The organism is Noviherbaspirillum galbum (assembly GCF_010974945.1).
Taxonomy (GTDB): domain Bacteria; phylum Pseudomonadota; class Gammaproteobacteria; order Burkholderiales; family Burkholderiaceae_D; genus Noviherbaspirillum; species Noviherbaspirillum galbum.
Window position 1 is genome coordinate 19,199 of sequence record NZ_JAAIVB010000084.1, and the last position, 13,804, is coordinate 33,002.

General features: G+C 66.6%; 13 protein-coding genes. 10 read left to right on the top strand and 3 right to left on the bottom strand.

Features of this window, described 5'->3' with window-relative positions; genetic code table 11:
• Nucleotides 1–77: 77 nt before the first annotated feature.
• The gene (locus G3574_RS26335) at nucleotides 78–746 is read left to right on the top strand and encodes a response regulator transcription factor (RefSeq protein ID WP_163968541.1); all 669 of its coding nucleotides are present in this window, start codon (nucleotides 78–80) and stop codon (nucleotides 744–746) included.
• Nucleotides 743–2,137 carry a sensor histidine kinase gene (locus G3574_RS26340; RefSeq protein WP_163968542.1) on the top strand — a complete coding sequence of 465 codons (1,395 nt, stop codon included), beginning with the start codon at nucleotides 743–745 and terminating at the stop codon, nucleotides 2,135–2,137. The genes G3574_RS26335 and G3574_RS26340 overlap by 4 nt, the downstream gene beginning before the upstream one ends.
• A 2-nt stretch (nucleotides 2,138–2,139) precedes the next feature.
• Here the strand turns inward: G3574_RS26340 and G3574_RS26345 are convergent, their stop codons facing one another.
• On the bottom strand, nucleotides 2,140–3,477 hold the full coding sequence (locus G3574_RS26345) for a carbohydrate porin (protein ID WP_163968543.1): 1,338 nt from the start codon (nucleotides 3,475–3,477) through the stop codon (nucleotides 2,140–2,142).
• Nucleotides 3,478–3,585: 108 nt separating this feature from the next.
• On the opposite strand from G3574_RS26345, the gene lhpH reads away from it, so the two are divergent.
• The 3 genes from lhpH to G3574_RS26360 all read left to right on the top strand — a co-directional run bounded on the left by lhpH (nucleotide 3,586) and on the right by G3574_RS26360 (nucleotide 6,135).
• Complete coding sequence (gene lhpH, locus G3574_RS26350; protein WP_163968544.1) at nucleotides 3,586–4,596, top strand: trans-3-hydroxy-L-proline dehydratase; 1,011 nt, start codon at nucleotides 3,586–3,588, stop codon at nucleotides 4,594–4,596.
• Nucleotides 4,597–4,602: 6 nt separating this feature from the next.
• The gene (locus G3574_RS26355) at nucleotides 4,603–5,529 is read left to right on the top strand and encodes a delta(1)-pyrroline-2-carboxylate reductase family protein (RefSeq protein WP_163968545.1); all 927 of its coding nucleotides are present in this window, start codon (nucleotides 4,603–4,605) and stop codon (nucleotides 5,527–5,529) included.
• 120 nt (nucleotides 5,530–5,649) lie between these two features.
• Nucleotides 5,650–6,135 carry a cupin domain-containing protein gene (locus G3574_RS26360; RefSeq protein ID WP_235953636.1) on the top strand — a complete coding sequence of 162 codons (486 nt, stop codon included), beginning with the start codon at nucleotides 5,650–5,652 and terminating at the stop codon, nucleotides 6,133–6,135.
• A gap of 235 nt (nucleotides 6,136–6,370) precedes the next feature.
• Here G3574_RS26360 and G3574_RS26365 read toward each other — a convergent pair whose 3' ends face one another.
• Entirely contained in the window at nucleotides 6,371–7,177 is an 807-nt protein-coding gene (locus tag G3574_RS26365; protein WP_163968547.1) for a TetR family transcriptional regulator, read from the bottom strand.
• A gap of 317 nt (nucleotides 7,178–7,494) precedes the next feature.
• Between G3574_RS26365 and G3574_RS26370 the strand changes: the two genes are divergently transcribed.
• The 3 genes from G3574_RS26370 to G3574_RS26380 all read left to right on the top strand — a co-directional run bounded on the left by G3574_RS26370 (nucleotide 7,495) and on the right by G3574_RS26380 (nucleotide 8,421).
• The gene (locus tag G3574_RS26370; protein ID WP_163968548.1) at nucleotides 7,495–7,761 is read left to right on the top strand and encodes a hypothetical protein; all 267 of its coding nucleotides are present in this window, start codon (nucleotides 7,495–7,497) and stop codon (nucleotides 7,759–7,761) included.
• A 61-nt stretch (nucleotides 7,762–7,822) separates the two neighbouring features.
• Nucleotides 7,823–8,116, top strand: a complete 294-nt coding sequence (locus tag G3574_RS26375; protein ID WP_235953637.1) for a hypothetical protein — start codon at nucleotides 7,823–7,825, stop codon at nucleotides 8,114–8,116.
• A gap of 29 nt (nucleotides 8,117–8,145) precedes the next feature.
• Nucleotides 8,146–8,421: a hypothetical protein gene (locus tag G3574_RS26380; RefSeq protein ID WP_163968550.1), complete on the top strand. Its 276-nt coding sequence runs from the start codon at nucleotides 8,146–8,148 to the stop codon at nucleotides 8,419–8,421.
• Between the two features lie 61 nt (nucleotides 8,422–8,482).
• Here G3574_RS26380 and G3574_RS26385 read toward each other — a convergent pair whose 3' ends face one another.
• On the bottom strand, nucleotides 8,483–11,230 hold the full coding sequence (locus G3574_RS26385) for a bifunctional diguanylate cyclase/phosphodiesterase (RefSeq protein ID WP_163968551.1): 2,748 nt from the start codon (nucleotides 11,228–11,230) through the stop codon (nucleotides 8,483–8,485).
• Between the two features lie 196 nt (nucleotides 11,231–11,426).
• Here G3574_RS26385 and G3574_RS26390 point away from each other — a divergent pair, with 196 nt between their 5' ends.
• The gene (locus G3574_RS26390) at nucleotides 11,427–13,073 is read left to right on the top strand and encodes a methyl-accepting chemotaxis protein (protein ID WP_163968552.1); all 1,647 of its coding nucleotides are present in this window, start codon (nucleotides 11,427–11,429) and stop codon (nucleotides 13,071–13,073) included.
• 117 nt (nucleotides 13,074–13,190) lie between these two features.
• Nucleotides 13,191–13,802 carry a TetR/AcrR family transcriptional regulator gene (locus tag G3574_RS26395; protein WP_163968553.1) on the top strand — a complete coding sequence of 204 codons (612 nt, stop codon included), beginning with the start codon at nucleotides 13,191–13,193 and terminating at the stop codon, nucleotides 13,800–13,802.
• Nucleotides 13,803–13,804: the final 2 nt, after the last annotated feature.

Below are 13,804 nucleotides of genomic sequence, written 5' to 3' on the forward strand. Positions count from 1 at the left end.
CCTCGAGTCTCGGATATCAACGCAGCCGGGCATGACGGGCTGCGGGCAACGGAAGGAAAGTAGGAAGGAGCGACAGGATGCATGTGCTGCTGGTGGAAGACGATGCCGTTCTCGCCGACGGCATCGCGCGCAACCTCGAGGGCTACGGCATGGTGGTCGACGTGTTGAACAATGGCACCGAGGCCGATGACATGCTGCAACGCGTCGAGGTGGCGGTGATGGTGCTCGACATCGGCATCCCGGGGATAGACGGCTTCGAGGTCGTGCGCCGGCTCCGCGCCCGGGGAAACCAGCTTCCCGTGCTGCTGCTGACCGCGCGCGATGCCGTGCAGGACCGCGTGCACGGCCTGGAGATCGGCGCGGACGATTACCTCGTCAAGCCGTTCGCCGCGTCGGAACTGGTCGCGCGCATCAAGGCGCTGGCAAGGCGCGCCGCGCCGCGGCGCGAGGTGCTCGAGATTGCCGCCCTCACGCTCGACAATTTTTCCAAGCGCGCCAGCATCCAAGGCAAGGCCATCGAATTGTCGTCGAGGGAATGGTCGGTGCTGCAATACCTGATGCAGCAGGCGGGCCGGGTCGTATCCCGGCAGCAAATCATCGACGCCATTCTTCCCTGGGGAGAAGAGCTGACCCTCAATGCCGTCGAGGTGTACGTTTCCCGAGTCAGAAGCAAGATCGCCGGTTCGGGCGTGAGCCTGAGAACCATACGCGGCTTCGGCTACCTCCTGGAGAAGGAACCCGGATGACGACCAGCGTGCGCGTCCGGCTGCTCAAGTGGCTCATCACGCCGCTGCTGGTCGTCAATCTGCTGGGCGCCGGCCTGACTTACTGGCTGGCCTGGATTCCCGCGGAAATCGCCTTCGACCAATCCCTCGCCGACGCTGCCTGGGCGATACTGCCGCGCCTGCGCAACGTCAACCGCCAGGTGAACATCGACCTGCCCCGCGAGGCGGAACAGGTGTTGCGCGTGGACCATTTCGACCTCGTGTACTTTTGCGTCCGCGACGACCAGGGCCGCGTGATCGCGGGAGACGCTGACTTTCCCGCCGGCCGGTTTCCCGCCGACGCGAACCAGCCGCTGCTCTACGATGGCGTCATGCGCGGCGAACCGGTGCGCTTCGTCGAAATGAAGGCGGACCTCGACGGCGTGCCCGCATGGATCGGCATCGCCGAGACCTTGCGCAAGCGCCATTCCATCCAGAGCCGGATCCTGTTCAGCCTGCTGGTGCTGGAACTGATCCTCACCGGCCTGGCGATCGTGATCGCGTGGGTTGCGGTGTCCCGCGGACTGCGGCCGATCTCGGCATTGAAGGCAGAACTCGACAAGCGGCATTTCGAGGACCTGTCGCCGCTCCACGACAATGACGTGCCGGACGAGCTCAAGCCGATGGCAGGCGCGCTGAACGCCTTGCTCGACCGGGCCGCCGACGGCACGCGCGCGCAGCAGGATTTCCTGGCCAACGTGGCCCACCAGCTGCGCACGCCGCTGGCCGGCCTGCGCGCGCAGCTCGAATGGGTGGGTAACAAGTTCAGCGCCGAGCCGGCGCTGGTGCGGTCGGTGGCCATGATGATGTCGTCCGTCGAACGCCTGACCCGCCAGGGAAACCAGCTCCTGGCGCTGGCCCGCGCGGAGCCCAGCCGGTTCGAGAAAAAGCGCCGGGAGCCGGTGCGGCTCGACGAAGTGGTCAGCCAGACCGTCCAGCATTTCGTCGCCGAGGCGGACAAGAAAGACATCGACCTGGGCTTCGAGCTGCAAGCCGCGACCGTGCTCGGCGACCGCTTCCTGCTGCATGACCTGGTCGACAACCTCGTGGACAATGCCATCCGCTATGCGCCGCGGGGCGGCCAGGTGACGCTGCGCCTGTCGGATGCGGGTAAGCAGGTCTGCCTCGAAGTGGAAGACAACGGCCCCGGCATTCCCGGCACGGAACAGGAGAAGATCTTCAACCGCTTCTACCGCATCGATTCGAAGGTCTCGGGCAGCGGCCTCGGCCTGGCCATCGTGCGGGACATTGCCCGCGACCACGATGCCGACATCGCGCTCGCGTCGCCGGGGACGGGACAGGGGACGGTGTTCAAGGTCCTGTTCCCGCCGGCGGCAAGCCAGGAGAGCCGGAAACCCGTCCCGGAGGCGTGAGCTCAGAAGTCCGCGTGCAGGCGCAAGGCATAGACCGTTACCGGCCCGCGGTCGTGGTTGTAGGCGGGATTGACGATGCGTTGCGCGTCGAACGAGATCGCCAGCGCCTTGCCGACCCGGGCGGCGTAGTAGATCTCGCCGATTTTCTCGGGCGCGTAGGACAGGCGGCCATCGCCGATCAGGATGCCCAGGCCGCCCTGGCCGAAGTACTGCCGGGCATCCGGAGAAAGTCCGTTGACCGCCACGGCAGCGCCCAGCGTATCGCCTTCCCTGCCCCAGCGGCTGCCCTTGACGGCTAGGCCGGCCGATGCCGAGCGGTTGATTTCCGTGAATTCGTAGGCTTCCTTGCTGCCGTCGTTGCCGCTGAGCCGCAGGAAAGACCCGATGCCGCCACCCATATCCTGCTCGACGTTGAGCGACCAGCCCGCCCTTGACTGCCTCCTCCGCACCGCGGCGGTATCCGGCACCGTCCCGTCGCGCAAGGATTGCGCGACCGCCTCGTCGTAGCGGCCCATCTTCCCGCGATTGGCGAAGACCAGCAGCTTGATCTTGCCGGGGCGTCCCTGCCACTGGTGGCGCCTTTCCGCTTCCGCGACGACCATGTGCTGGCTGAAGTCGAATCCCGTGACCTTGCCGTTCGGCACGCCGGACAACTGGAACAGCCCGGCCCGCCCGGACCACACGTCCTGGTTCCATTCGACGGCGCCGCCATAGGTGAAGCCCCAGGCATCAGCGGCGTAGTCGAAGGCGCCGGCGTCGATCACCGACCAGTTCAGGAAGTCGCCGCGCGGGTCATGCGCATAGGTGTTGGCGTCGAAGATGTCGGTCACCGAAAACTTGCCGACGGTAATGATGATGTTGTTGGCAGTCCGCGAGCCCGCCATCTGGTTGGCGACTCCCTCGACTTCTTCTTCCTGCCCGCCCAGCGGCACTACCTGCCGGAGGAAGGCGCGCGGCAGGCGCAGGTAGGGCGCGTTCTGCCCTACCTTGTACGCCTCGCCGCTGGGAAAGCCCGCGACGCCGAGCGTATTGCTGAGGCCGAATCCCTGGTCGATCTCGGGGTTGATCCAGATCTCCGCATTGCGCCACGGGCGCACGCCGAGCATGAGCGTCAGGTCGGTGGTCTCCTGCTGGCGTTCCGACGGCGCCAGGCTGTTATCGCCGCTGTATGGCGCCCGGAAGGCGGAATGCTTCTGGACCACCGTGGTCCACTGGCCATGGATCGCCCAGGGCGATACGCCGGCGGAGGAAGCTTCGTCGGCCAGCACGCGGCCCGGCAACGACAGGATGAACAGCAGGGCGGCACCGCCTGACGCCATGGCATGGAGTCGTCGGATCATGGATATTTCCTTTCGGGTCAATCCCGCGGATTATATTCGCCAATCTGCCGGCAGCGGCTTCGATATACTGGCGGCGAACCGACGACTCAGCAACGACACGACCACGCCATGCTCAATCTCCATCGCACGATACAGACCATCGACGCCCACACCGGCGGCGAACCCTTGCGCATCCTGGCAGCCGGCATGCCGCCGGTGCCGGGCAACGACATCCTCGAGAAACGATCCTGGCTGCGGCAGAACCGCGACGACCTGCGCAAGTTCCTGATGAACGAACCGCGCGGCCATGCCGACATGTATGGCGCCTACCTGCTGCCGCCCACCACGCCGCAGGCCGACTTCGGCGTGATCTTCATCCACAACGAAGGCTACAGCGACATGTGCGGCCACGGCATCATCGCCCTGGGCAAGGTGCTGGTGGAAATGGGATACGTGGAGCGCAAGATCCCCGTCACGCGCATCGGCTTCGATGCGCCGGCCGGCTTCATCGAGGCCCATGTCGAATGGGATGGCCGGCGCGCGGGCAACGTGACCTTCCGGAACGTTCCCGCCTTCATCTACCGTCGCGACGTCGAGGTGGAAACGCCGGGCTTCGGCCGCATCACTGGAGACATCGTCTTCGGCGGCGCCTTCTACTACTACATCGACGGCAGGCAGGCGAACCTCGAGATCCGCCCGGAATCCGTGCGATCGCTGATCCAGCTGGGCGCCGAAACCAAGGCCGCGGTCAGCGCGGCGGTCAAGATCCAGCATCCTCTGGAACCGGGACTGGACACGCTGTACGGCACGATCATCGATGGCGCGCCCAACCGGAGCGGCGTGGATCAATCCAACGTCTGCATCTTCGCCGACCGCGAGGTGGACCGCTCCCCGACCGGCACCGGCACGTCGGGACGGGCCGCGCAGCTTTACCTGCGCGGCCGCCTGCCGATGCTCCAGCCTTATGTGAACGGCAGCATCGTCGGCAGCAGCTTCGGCGTCAAGGTGGTGGGCGAGGTCAAGGTCGGCGAGTTCGACGGCGCCATCACCGAGGTCACGGGCACGGCGCACATCAGCGGCTTCAACCAATGGGTCCTCGAGGATGGCGACCCCTTCCCCACAGGCTTTTTCTTCAGGTAAGCAAGCATGCAGATTCTCGATTCTTCCCGCACCGCGGCCGCCCTACCCTATTCCCGCCTGGTGCCGGCCGTCGCCCGGGCCGCCGTCGAACTGGCCAACGGCACGATCACCGCGCCCGACCGGCAGGTGGTGACGATCGATCCGGCGAGCGTGCTGCTCAGCATGCCCGCCATCGGCAGCGACATCAGCGTCACCAAGCTCATCACCGTGCATGCCGGCAACGCCCGGCACGGCCTTCCCGCGATCCAGGGCGAAGTCGTCGTCTTCGAGACCGCGACCGGCCGCCGGCTGGCCCTGCTCGACGGCCCGACGGTGACCGCGAGACGAACCGCCGCGGTGACGCTGCTGGGCATCGATACCCTCGCGCCGCGCAAGCCTGCCTCGGCGCTCATCATCGGCACCGGCACCCAGGCCGCCGCCCATGCCGACGCGCTGATCGATTACTTCGGCGTACGCGAGTTCCACATCGCGGCCAGGACGCAGGACAGCGCCGCCAGGTTCGGCGAGACGCTGGCATCGCGGCGGGACGGAGCCAACCTGCGGATCACCGCGCATGCCGCGGCGGCCATCCAGCAGGACCCGCCGCCGACGGACGTGATCATCGCGCTGACGACTTCCTCCGTGCCGGTCATTCCCGCCGCCATCGCGCCCGGGACGCTTGCCATCGGCGTCGGCGCATTCAAGCCGAACATGGCGGAGTTTCCGCCGGCGCTGCTGCACGGGCGGCAGATCATCGTCGATGACCTCGACGGGGCCAGGCATGAGGCCGGTGACCTGATCCAGGCCGGCGTCGACTGGGACAAGGTCGCGCGGCTTGCAGACGTGCTGTCCGGAAAAGTGTCGTGTGCGCCGGCCGTGCCGGTGTTCAAGACTGTGGGCCAGGCCGCCTGGGACCTGGCCGCCGCGCGGGTGGCCATCGCCTCGATGGCATAGCCTGCCCTTGCCCGCAACTCGCCGCGAAGCAGCAAGACCGGGATGCCGGCATAATGGCCATGCCGCTTACCGGTTTGGCGGGCTTCGTTGATCAACGGCAGAAGATGAATGGAGGAAAGCATGGACGACAAGAAAGACGCGGAGCCGGCGAAGAACTGGCGCGAAGAAGGCGTTCGGGTGGTACACGGCGACCAGCTCGACGCGAACACGGCGCAGACGCCCGGCATGCATCGCGCCGCGGCCATCAATCATGCGCGGGTCGGCGCGCAGAAACTCTGGGCGGGCACGGTCACCATCCACCCGAAGGCGAAAACCGGCGCGCATCACCACGGCGCACTCGAGAGCGTAATCTACGTCGTGCGCGGCAAGGCACGCATGCGCTGGGGCGACCAGCTCGAATTCACCGCCGAAGCCGGGCCGGGCGACTTCATCTACGTGCCGCCTTACGTGCCGCACCAGGAGATCAATGCCAGCGACTCGGAACCGCTCGAATGCGTGCTGGTCCGCAGCGACAACGAAGCGGTGGTGATCAACCTCGACATCAACGCGGTGGAAAAACCCGCGGAGGTGCATTGGGTTGATCCGATTCACAAGCATCCGCATTGAGGGGTGGGGTTCGGTTGCGCACGCCGTTATTGGCGCCTGCTCTTTTAACCGCGCAGGCCCTAAACTTCGCCCAAATCTTTGCAACGTGACTGGTGTGCTGGAGCAACCCGACAAGCTCCCTCCCTTTCAAGGGGAGGGCTGGGGTGGGGATGGGGGTCGGTCGCGAGCAAAGAACGCCATTCGATTCGCCAGCGAGGTTAACGCTGTTCTTTGATCACACCGGAAACCCATCCCCCTAATTCAAATACGCCCCCGCATACCCCCGGTAAGGATTGCCATAAACCCGCCGCCCAAGCGCATGATGACTCTCCATGAACGAGGAAATCATCTCAGCCGATGCGCCCTTGAGCATTTCCTTGACCTGCCCGCCCGGCTCCATGCTCCGGTACCGCACCGGCCTGCCCGCGCGCGCGGCGCCTTCCGGCAGGTCGGGCACCATCAGGGTCGGATCGAGGAATAGCGCAGCGCCTTCCAGCGCGTCGTAACGCTCCCGCACCAGCCGGGCCGCGTCGAGGATCGACGACACCACCACACCGAACGGCCGGCTGCTCATCTTCGCCTGCCACGACGCGCGCAGGAAAAGCAGCTCGTCCGGGTCCACGCCCGGACACTCGCCCTGGTAGGCCGATGTCAGGCAGTGGTCCGCCGCGGCAAGCAGGCGCTGCGTGTCATCGGGCTCGAGGCCGAGCAGATGAAGCAACTGTCCCAGCGAAGATCCGCGCAGGAAATCATGCGGCCTGCAATCGAAGCCCGCATCGCCCGGGTGATGGTGATCGATGCGGAGCACGGGGGCATGGCGCGCGACCGCGCATTCCACGAACACCACCGGCTGGCGCGGCAGGATGAGCTGGTTGCGCCACCTTCCTTGCACCATCTGCAACGCCGAGTCGGCATCGTAGGCGCTTGACGAATTGCATTTTTGCCCGCCCGTCGCGGCCCATGCGACGGCATAGCGATGCACGCCGAGCACGCGTGCGATTTCGCGCATTTCGGGGTCAAGGGCGCCGAGGATGAAAAGCGTGTGGGGGTCCGGCTTGTTCATGAAGCTTGGATGAGGAATGGAGTGGGGCATGCCTTTGTCGCCACAAGAATAGCATTCGCTTCACTCTCGTCCAATGGTGTTCGCAACCATCGCACACCACGCCGGCCGCGTGTTGGGCGAAGCCCGACATCGGCGGGGCGCTGCATTGCCGCTCCTGCATTGCCAGGCTTGCCATCAACCGCTTTTCCCCTTTTATTTCAATGGCTTATCTTCGCCTCCCGGCACGCGGCCGCGCCTGGCACGGTCCTCGCAATATACCGATCAAGCGCAACACAAGGCGCCCACCACCCCAACCACCATCACTCTGGAGTAACACCATGACTGCACTGACCATCAAGGACATCACCACCGCTGCCACCCTCGACGCCAAGGAAATGACCGCCGTGCGCGGCGGCATGGGCTTCCCCGCTTCCTGGGGTCCGCAATTCAGCTTCACCAAGAACGAATTCAACTTCACCGCCGACCAGCAACTGGGCCAGTCGCAGAACACCCTGGTCAACAACGGCAACAACGCCGCCTTCGTCTCGGGCATCACGTCCAACGTGCATCCGACCCAGAACGGCTCGAACAACATCAGCCTCTGATCGTCAGACCAAACCCAACATCGACCACCGCCTTATCCATACCCTTTACCGGAGAATGACCATGACTTCCCTCGCCATCAAAGACATCGCTACCGCCACCGACCTCGACAGCGCCGACATGACCACCGTGCGCGGCGGCACCTGCTCCTACCCCATGCCTTCGCTGCCTTCCTGCTACGGCATGCCGTCGCTGAGCGCCAAGTCCAGCGACTTCAACTTCAACGCCACCCAGAGCCTGGGCCAGTCGCAGAACACCGAAGTCAATAACGGCAACAACGTCGCCTTCGCCTGCGGCATCACCAGCAACGTCAACCCTACGCAGTGCGGCAGCAACAACATCAGCATCGGCCACTAAGCCAGTCGTTTCTTCACCAGGAGAACAGCATGTCGAACCTGCAAATGAAGGACCTGGCCAGCGTCGAGGAACTCGATGGCCGTGCCATGGCGGAAGTGCGCGGCGGCAACGACGCCGCGGCCGCCTGGCTCAAGCAGATGGGGCCGGTGGCCAACGTGAACGTGGGCGTGAACCAGAACATCACGCAACTGCAGAACGTCGAGGTCAATGCCCTGAACAACGTGGGTGTGATCGGTGCCGGCTTCGTGGCGCCGAACCTGACGGTCAGCCCCTCGCAGTGGGCCGCCGCCAACCTCGCCCTGTAAGCACCTCAACCAGCGCAGCAAGCAGTACAGCGAACCGCGGCCGCCAGGCCGCGGTTCGCCGTCATGCGATCCGGTACAGGCCGCGCCGTTCGCCGCGGGCACTCTCGGAAGCGGCGCGCCGGATGGTGTCGGCGGCATCGGCAGCCGGCAAGGGACGGGCAACGAGATAGCCTTGCAGCTCATCGCAGCGCAGATCGCGCAGGATGGCGGCCTGGGGCACCGTTTCCACGCCCTCGGCGACCACCCGCATGTCAAGCGCATGGGCCATCGAGACGATCGCGCGGAACAGCACCTGGCTCTCCGGGCGATGGTCGAGATCGGCAGTGAATACGCGATCCACCTTGAGCACGTCGACGTCGAGGCGCTGCAACTGCGAGAGGGAAGAATAGCCGGTGCCGAAGTCGTCGACAGCGATGCGGATGCCGAGCGCGCGGATGGCGGCGAGGCGCTCGCGGATCAGGTCGAGGTCGCCAAGCATCGCGGACTCGGTGATCTCGATCTCGATCAGCTCCGCCGGAATGCCGGCGACGGAGACCGCGCGCGCGAGATGATCATGCACGTCGCCATGCCGGAACTGCATCGCCGACACGTTCACCGACACCGGCACCACGTCCAGGCCCGCCGCGCGCCACAGCGCGAGCTGGCGGCACGCGCGATCGATCACGAGCGCGCCGAGGGCAATGATCTGCCCGGTGTTTTCCGCGACCGGAATGAACTCGCCCGGCGGCACCATGCCGCGCCTCGGATGGCGCCAGCGCACCAGGGCTTCCAGGCTCAACAGCCGGCCGCTGCAGGCATCGACGCGCGGCTGGTAATGCAGCTCGAACTCGTCCCGCTCGATGGCCTCGGCCAGCTCGCGCTCGGTGGCGATACGCTGGCGCAGCACCTCGTGGAATTCGGGCTGGTAGAAAGCGTGGCTGCCCCGCCGCTCGCCCTTGGCGGCATACATCGCGATGTCCGCATGCTTGAGCAGGGTCTCGGCATCGCCGCCATCGCGCGGATACAGCGCGATGCCGATCGTGGCCCCGACCTCCATCATCGACTCGCCCGCGGGGAAGGGATGCGACATAGCCTGGCGTATCCGGTCGGCGACGCGCAGCGCGTCGTCCTGTCCCGCGATCCGGTGCAGGACCAAGGTGAATTCATCGCCGCCGAGGCGGGCGACGTGGTCGTCCGGACGCAGCGCCTGGCGCAGGCGGCACGCGGCTTCCTGCAGGACCGCGTCGCCGGTCGAGTGGCCGAGCGTGTCGTTGACGTTCTTGAACTTGTCGAGGTCGATGAACAGCAGCGCCAGCGCATCGCCGCGCTGGCCGGCGTCCGCCAGCGTGGCGTCTAGCCGGCGGATGAACCAGGACCGGTTCGGCAGGCCGGTCAGCTCGTCGGTATTGGCGAGCCGGATGAGTTCGCTCTCCTGCGCCTTGGCATCGGAAATGTCGCGCAGCGTGACGGCAAGCTCGCCGCCGGAACGGACCACCTTGCGGCGGACCCAGCGCGGCACGTCGGCGCCGAGCGGATGGAAACGGTCTTCCTCGCGGAAGGACCCGCGCTCCATGGCGTGGCAGTAGCTGTCGAGCAGCTGCCCGAAATCATCGGGCCGGTAGTTCTGCGAGATCGTCTGGCCGAGTAGCGTCGACTTGTCCTTGCCGAACAGCGCCGCGCCCCGTTCATTGCAGTCCAGCACGCGGAAGTCGACGATGCGGCCGCCGCGCCGCAGCGGATGGAGCATGTAGAAGCCTTCCTCTCCCGCTTCGGTCGCGAGGCGATAGGCGGCCTGGACGCTGACCGCGCGGCGCCGGCGCCGGTCGGCCACGCGGCCGGCCCACCACAGCAGCGCGGACAGGAGAACCAGTGCCGCCTCGCCGGCGAGGCGCATCTGGCGCCACGCGGCCCAGCGCTGCTCCAGCGGCGCGCGCCTTTCGTTTTCCCAGACGCCCGCCATGACCGTCAGCGGATACGCGGGCAGCGTGCGCCAGGCGACGAAGCGCCGGTCGCCATCGGCGAACCAGTCCGGCCCGAGCAGGCGTTCGCCATTCGCCGCGAAACCGTCCGGCATGCCGGCGCCGTCGAAGCGCGGCACGCGCGCCAGCAGCGCGGCGTCGGGCAGCGCATCCTGCGACCCGGCGCGCGAGGCGCGCAGCATGCCGTCGTCGCCGGCGACGGCGAGCAAGCCGCGCGCGCCCAGCGTGCCTGCATCGTAGTAGCCCGAGAAGTAGCCGGAAGCGACCGTCACGACGACCACGCCATCGAAGTCGTCGTCGGGACCGTCGAGCCGGCGGGTGAAGCGGATCACGGGCCGGCCCGCATCGGCGTCGTGTTCCAGCGGCGAGATGCGAAGCGCCGACGAAATGTTGGCGCGGTGCCAGGCGAAATACGGCCGCGCCGCATGCGAGGCGTTCGCCGGCACGGCCGCGCTGGAATCGACCGGCGTGCCGCGCGCATCGACGATCGCCACGTCGACGTATTGCGGCGAGCCGAAGATGCCGCGCGCGGCCAGCTCGCGCAGCCGCAGGCGGCCCTGTTCGCTGCCGTATTTGAGCTGAAGGGTGAGCTGGTCTATCTGGTCGATCGATCTCGACAGGAACTGGGCATACCCCGCGGCGATCGACTGGGCATCGGCCGACATTCCCTGTTGGAAGGCCCGCTGCTCCCTGCCGATCTCGCGGTCCACCGCAAGCCAGACGAGCAGGCCGGCAGCGAGCGGCAGGCAGGGCCACAGGAAGAGCGTGGAAGCACGCGCCAGCGCGGCGCGCGACGAAGCCAGGGCGGAACCCAGGCGGCGCAACGGGGAAGTCCGGAGAATTGGAGCCATGCGGAAGACAGTGGGCTGATTAGCATTTCTTGTTGGTAACAAATGCTGCATGACGCATGTGACATCCTGATGACGATGTCACGCGGCACCTGCCCGGCCGCCTCATGACGCGCCGGTACGGCTGGTCACAATGTCATTTCCTTGTAGCAATGCCTTTGTAAGCTGCGAGGCCATCGTCCATGCCTGAACATCATCCATGCCCTTCTTCCGCGCTCGTATCGGTACCCGCCTGCTGCTGGCTTTCGCCCTCATCCTGGCTTTCATGGCCTTCTCCACCGCCCTGTCCATCTGGCGCCTGCATGCGGTCGACGACATGGCGCGCCGGCTGGCCGAGGACACGCTCGCACGGCAGCGCCTGGTGGCCGACTGGCAGAACGCGGTCGACCTGAACGCCACGCGCGCGGCCGCCATCGCCAGGAGCGACAGCCTGGAAGTCGGCGAGTATTTCGAGAAGCACCTGGCCGAAGGCGATCGCCGCATCGCCGCGCTGTCGGCCATGCTGCGCCGCCATGCGCTCGATGCGCAGGAAGCCGCCCTCGTGAAGGACATCGACATGGCCGCGCAGGCCTGGCTGGGCATCCGGACGGAAGTGTTCCGCCTCAAGTCGATCGGCCGCACGATGGACGTGGAGCAGCTCGCCGGCACGAAGATGGAGGACGCCCTCGTCAAGTGGCAGGACGCGCTGCGCCGCCTCGCCGAAATCCAGCAAAGCCGCGCGCGCGACACGGCGCGGCAGGCAAGCGAGGTCATGAACCTCAGCGTGACGCTGCTCATCGCCGCGGGATTGGGATCGATCGTCGCCGGCGGCCTGCTGGCCTGGCAACTGTCGCGCAGCATCGTTCGCCCGGTCCGCGAGGCGGCCGCCCTGGCGGCGCGCGTCGCGGATGGCGACCTGACCGCGGAACTGAGCGAGCCCGGCCGCGACGAGGTAGGCGACCTGCTGCGCGCGCTGCAGCGGATGAACCGCGGCCTGGCCGGCATGGCGGGTGAAATCCAGTCGGGCGTGGCCGGCATCGACACGACGGTCGCCGCGATCTCGCAAGACAATGCCGACCTCTCCGCCCGCACCGCCGAGCAGGCGAACGCCCTCGGCGCAATCGCCCGCGCCATGGAATCGCTGACGGTAACCGTGCGCGCGAACGCGGACGACACCGGGCGCGCCGATGCGCTCACCGCTTCCGCGGTCGATGTGGCGCAACGCGGCGGCGACGTCGTCGCCCGGGTCGTCCAGACCATGGGCACCATCAATGATTCATCGAAACGGATCGCGGACATCATCGGCGTCATCGACGGCATCGCCTTCCAGACCAACATCCTGGCGCTCAACGCCTCGGTGGAAGCGGCACGCGCCGGCGAGCAGGGCCGGGGCTTCGCCGTCGTCGCGGCCGAGGTGCGGACGCTGGCCCAGCGTTCGGCGAGCGCGGCGAAGGAAATCCGCGCGCTGATTTCCGCGACCGTCAACGAGATCGGTTCGGGCGCGAGGCTCGTCGACACCGCCGGCGCCACCATGCAGCAGGTCGTTGCCGGCATCGGCGAGGTGAAAGGCATCGTCGGCCGCATCCGCACGGCCAGCGTGCAGCAGACCGATGAATTGCTGGGCATCGGCGCGGCCATCGACAGCATCGATGGCGTGACGCGGCAGAACGCGCGACTCGTGGAGCATGCAGTGGAGGCGGTGGAAGGCTTGACCTCGCAGGCCGAACGCGTGGCGACGGCGGTGGCGCGCTTCAAGCTTGCGGATGCTCCCGAAAGTTACATTCCCGAGCGAGCCCTCGTAATTTCGACGACGCAGCATCCTGGCGACACGCCCGCACTTTATAAGCCGTGGCCAATATCTGCGTAATGTAACTCGTGGCCTGTGACGCCGAAGCAGCATAACGACCGGCTTCGCCGGCAAATCCGGCAAATTATTTCTTGCATAGCGTTCCACCGGACTCTATCCTGATTCCAGGAGGAAACTATGCCGCGATCGTCAAAAGAAAAATTCGCTGAAAATCATGAGCTTATCGAGGCCACGGCCTCGCGGCTCTTTCGCGATCGGGGCAGCCGCAATGTCAGCCTGCGGGACGTGATGACCGAAGTGGGCATGACCCAGGGCGGCTTTTACCGGCATTACGCCAGCAAGGATGCACTCGAAGCCGCGGCCTGCGACTACGCTTTCCGGCAGACCGCCAAGGCAAGGGCGGGCTGGATCTCGCCGCTGACCGGCAAGCGCTCGCTGGACGCGTTCGTGGCGCGCTACTTGTCCGGGACGCACCGGGATTCCCCGGCGGCCGGTTGCCCGATCGCGGCGATCAGCACGGATGTGGCGCGCATGGAACCGGAATCGCCGCTGCGCGAACAGTTCGTCAGCGGCACCCGGGACGTCATCGCGGAACTGGCGGCAATGCCCGAACTTCAGCATGCCGCGGCGGACGACGGGCGGCGCGATGCCACCGCCATACTCTGCCTGCTTGCCGGAGCGCTCGTCATTTCCCGCGCCGCGGCAGGCGATCCGCTTTCCGACGACGTGCTGCAAGAAGCCGGAAGTTTCGTGAAAACCCTCCTTGCCGCGCCTGGGCCGCGCGACTAGCC

What these genes read in the sequence shown, in the direction of transcription:
- G3574_RS26335 (WP_163968541.1), top strand. Translation starts at nt 78, where the DNA reads ATGCATGTGCTGCTGGTGGAAGACGATGCCGTTCTCGCCGACGGCATC.
- G3574_RS26340 (WP_163968542.1), top strand. Translation starts at nt 743, where the DNA reads ATGACGACCAGCGTGCGCGTCCGGCTGCTCAAGTGGCTCATCACGCCG.
- G3574_RS26345 (WP_163968543.1), bottom strand. Translation starts at nt 3,477, where the DNA reads ATGATCCGACGACTCCATGCCATGGCGTCAGGCGGTGCCGCCCTGCTG.
- lhpH (WP_163968544.1), top strand. Translation starts at nt 3,586, where the DNA reads ATGCTCAATCTCCATCGCACGATACAGACCATCGACGCCCACACCGGC.
- G3574_RS26355 (WP_163968545.1), top strand. Translation starts at nt 4,603, where the DNA reads ATGCAGATTCTCGATTCTTCCCGCACCGCGGCCGCCCTACCCTATTCC.
- G3574_RS26360 (WP_235953636.1), top strand. Translation starts at nt 5,650, where the DNA reads ATGGACGACAAGAAAGACGCGGAGCCGGCGAAGAACTGGCGCGAAGAA.
- G3574_RS26365 (WP_163968547.1), bottom strand. Translation starts at nt 7,177, where the DNA reads ATGAACAAGCCGGACCCCCACACGCTTTTCATCCTCGGCGCCCTTGAC.
- G3574_RS26370 (WP_163968548.1), top strand. Translation starts at nt 7,495, where the DNA reads ATGACTGCACTGACCATCAAGGACATCACCACCGCTGCCACCCTCGAC.
- G3574_RS26375 (WP_235953637.1), top strand. Translation starts at nt 7,823, where the DNA reads ATGACTTCCCTCGCCATCAAAGACATCGCTACCGCCACCGACCTCGAC.
- G3574_RS26380 (WP_163968550.1), top strand. Translation starts at nt 8,146, where the DNA reads ATGTCGAACCTGCAAATGAAGGACCTGGCCAGCGTCGAGGAACTCGAT.
- G3574_RS26385 (WP_163968551.1), bottom strand. Translation starts at nt 11,230, where the DNA reads ATGGCTCCAATTCTCCGGACTTCCCCGTTGCGCCGCCTGGGTTCCGCC.
- G3574_RS26390 (WP_163968552.1), top strand. Translation starts at nt 11,427, where the DNA reads ATGCCCTTCTTCCGCGCTCGTATCGGTACCCGCCTGCTGCTGGCTTTC.
- G3574_RS26395 (WP_163968553.1), top strand. Translation starts at nt 13,191, where the DNA reads ATGCCGCGATCGTCAAAAGAAAAATTCGCTGAAAATCATGAGCTTATC.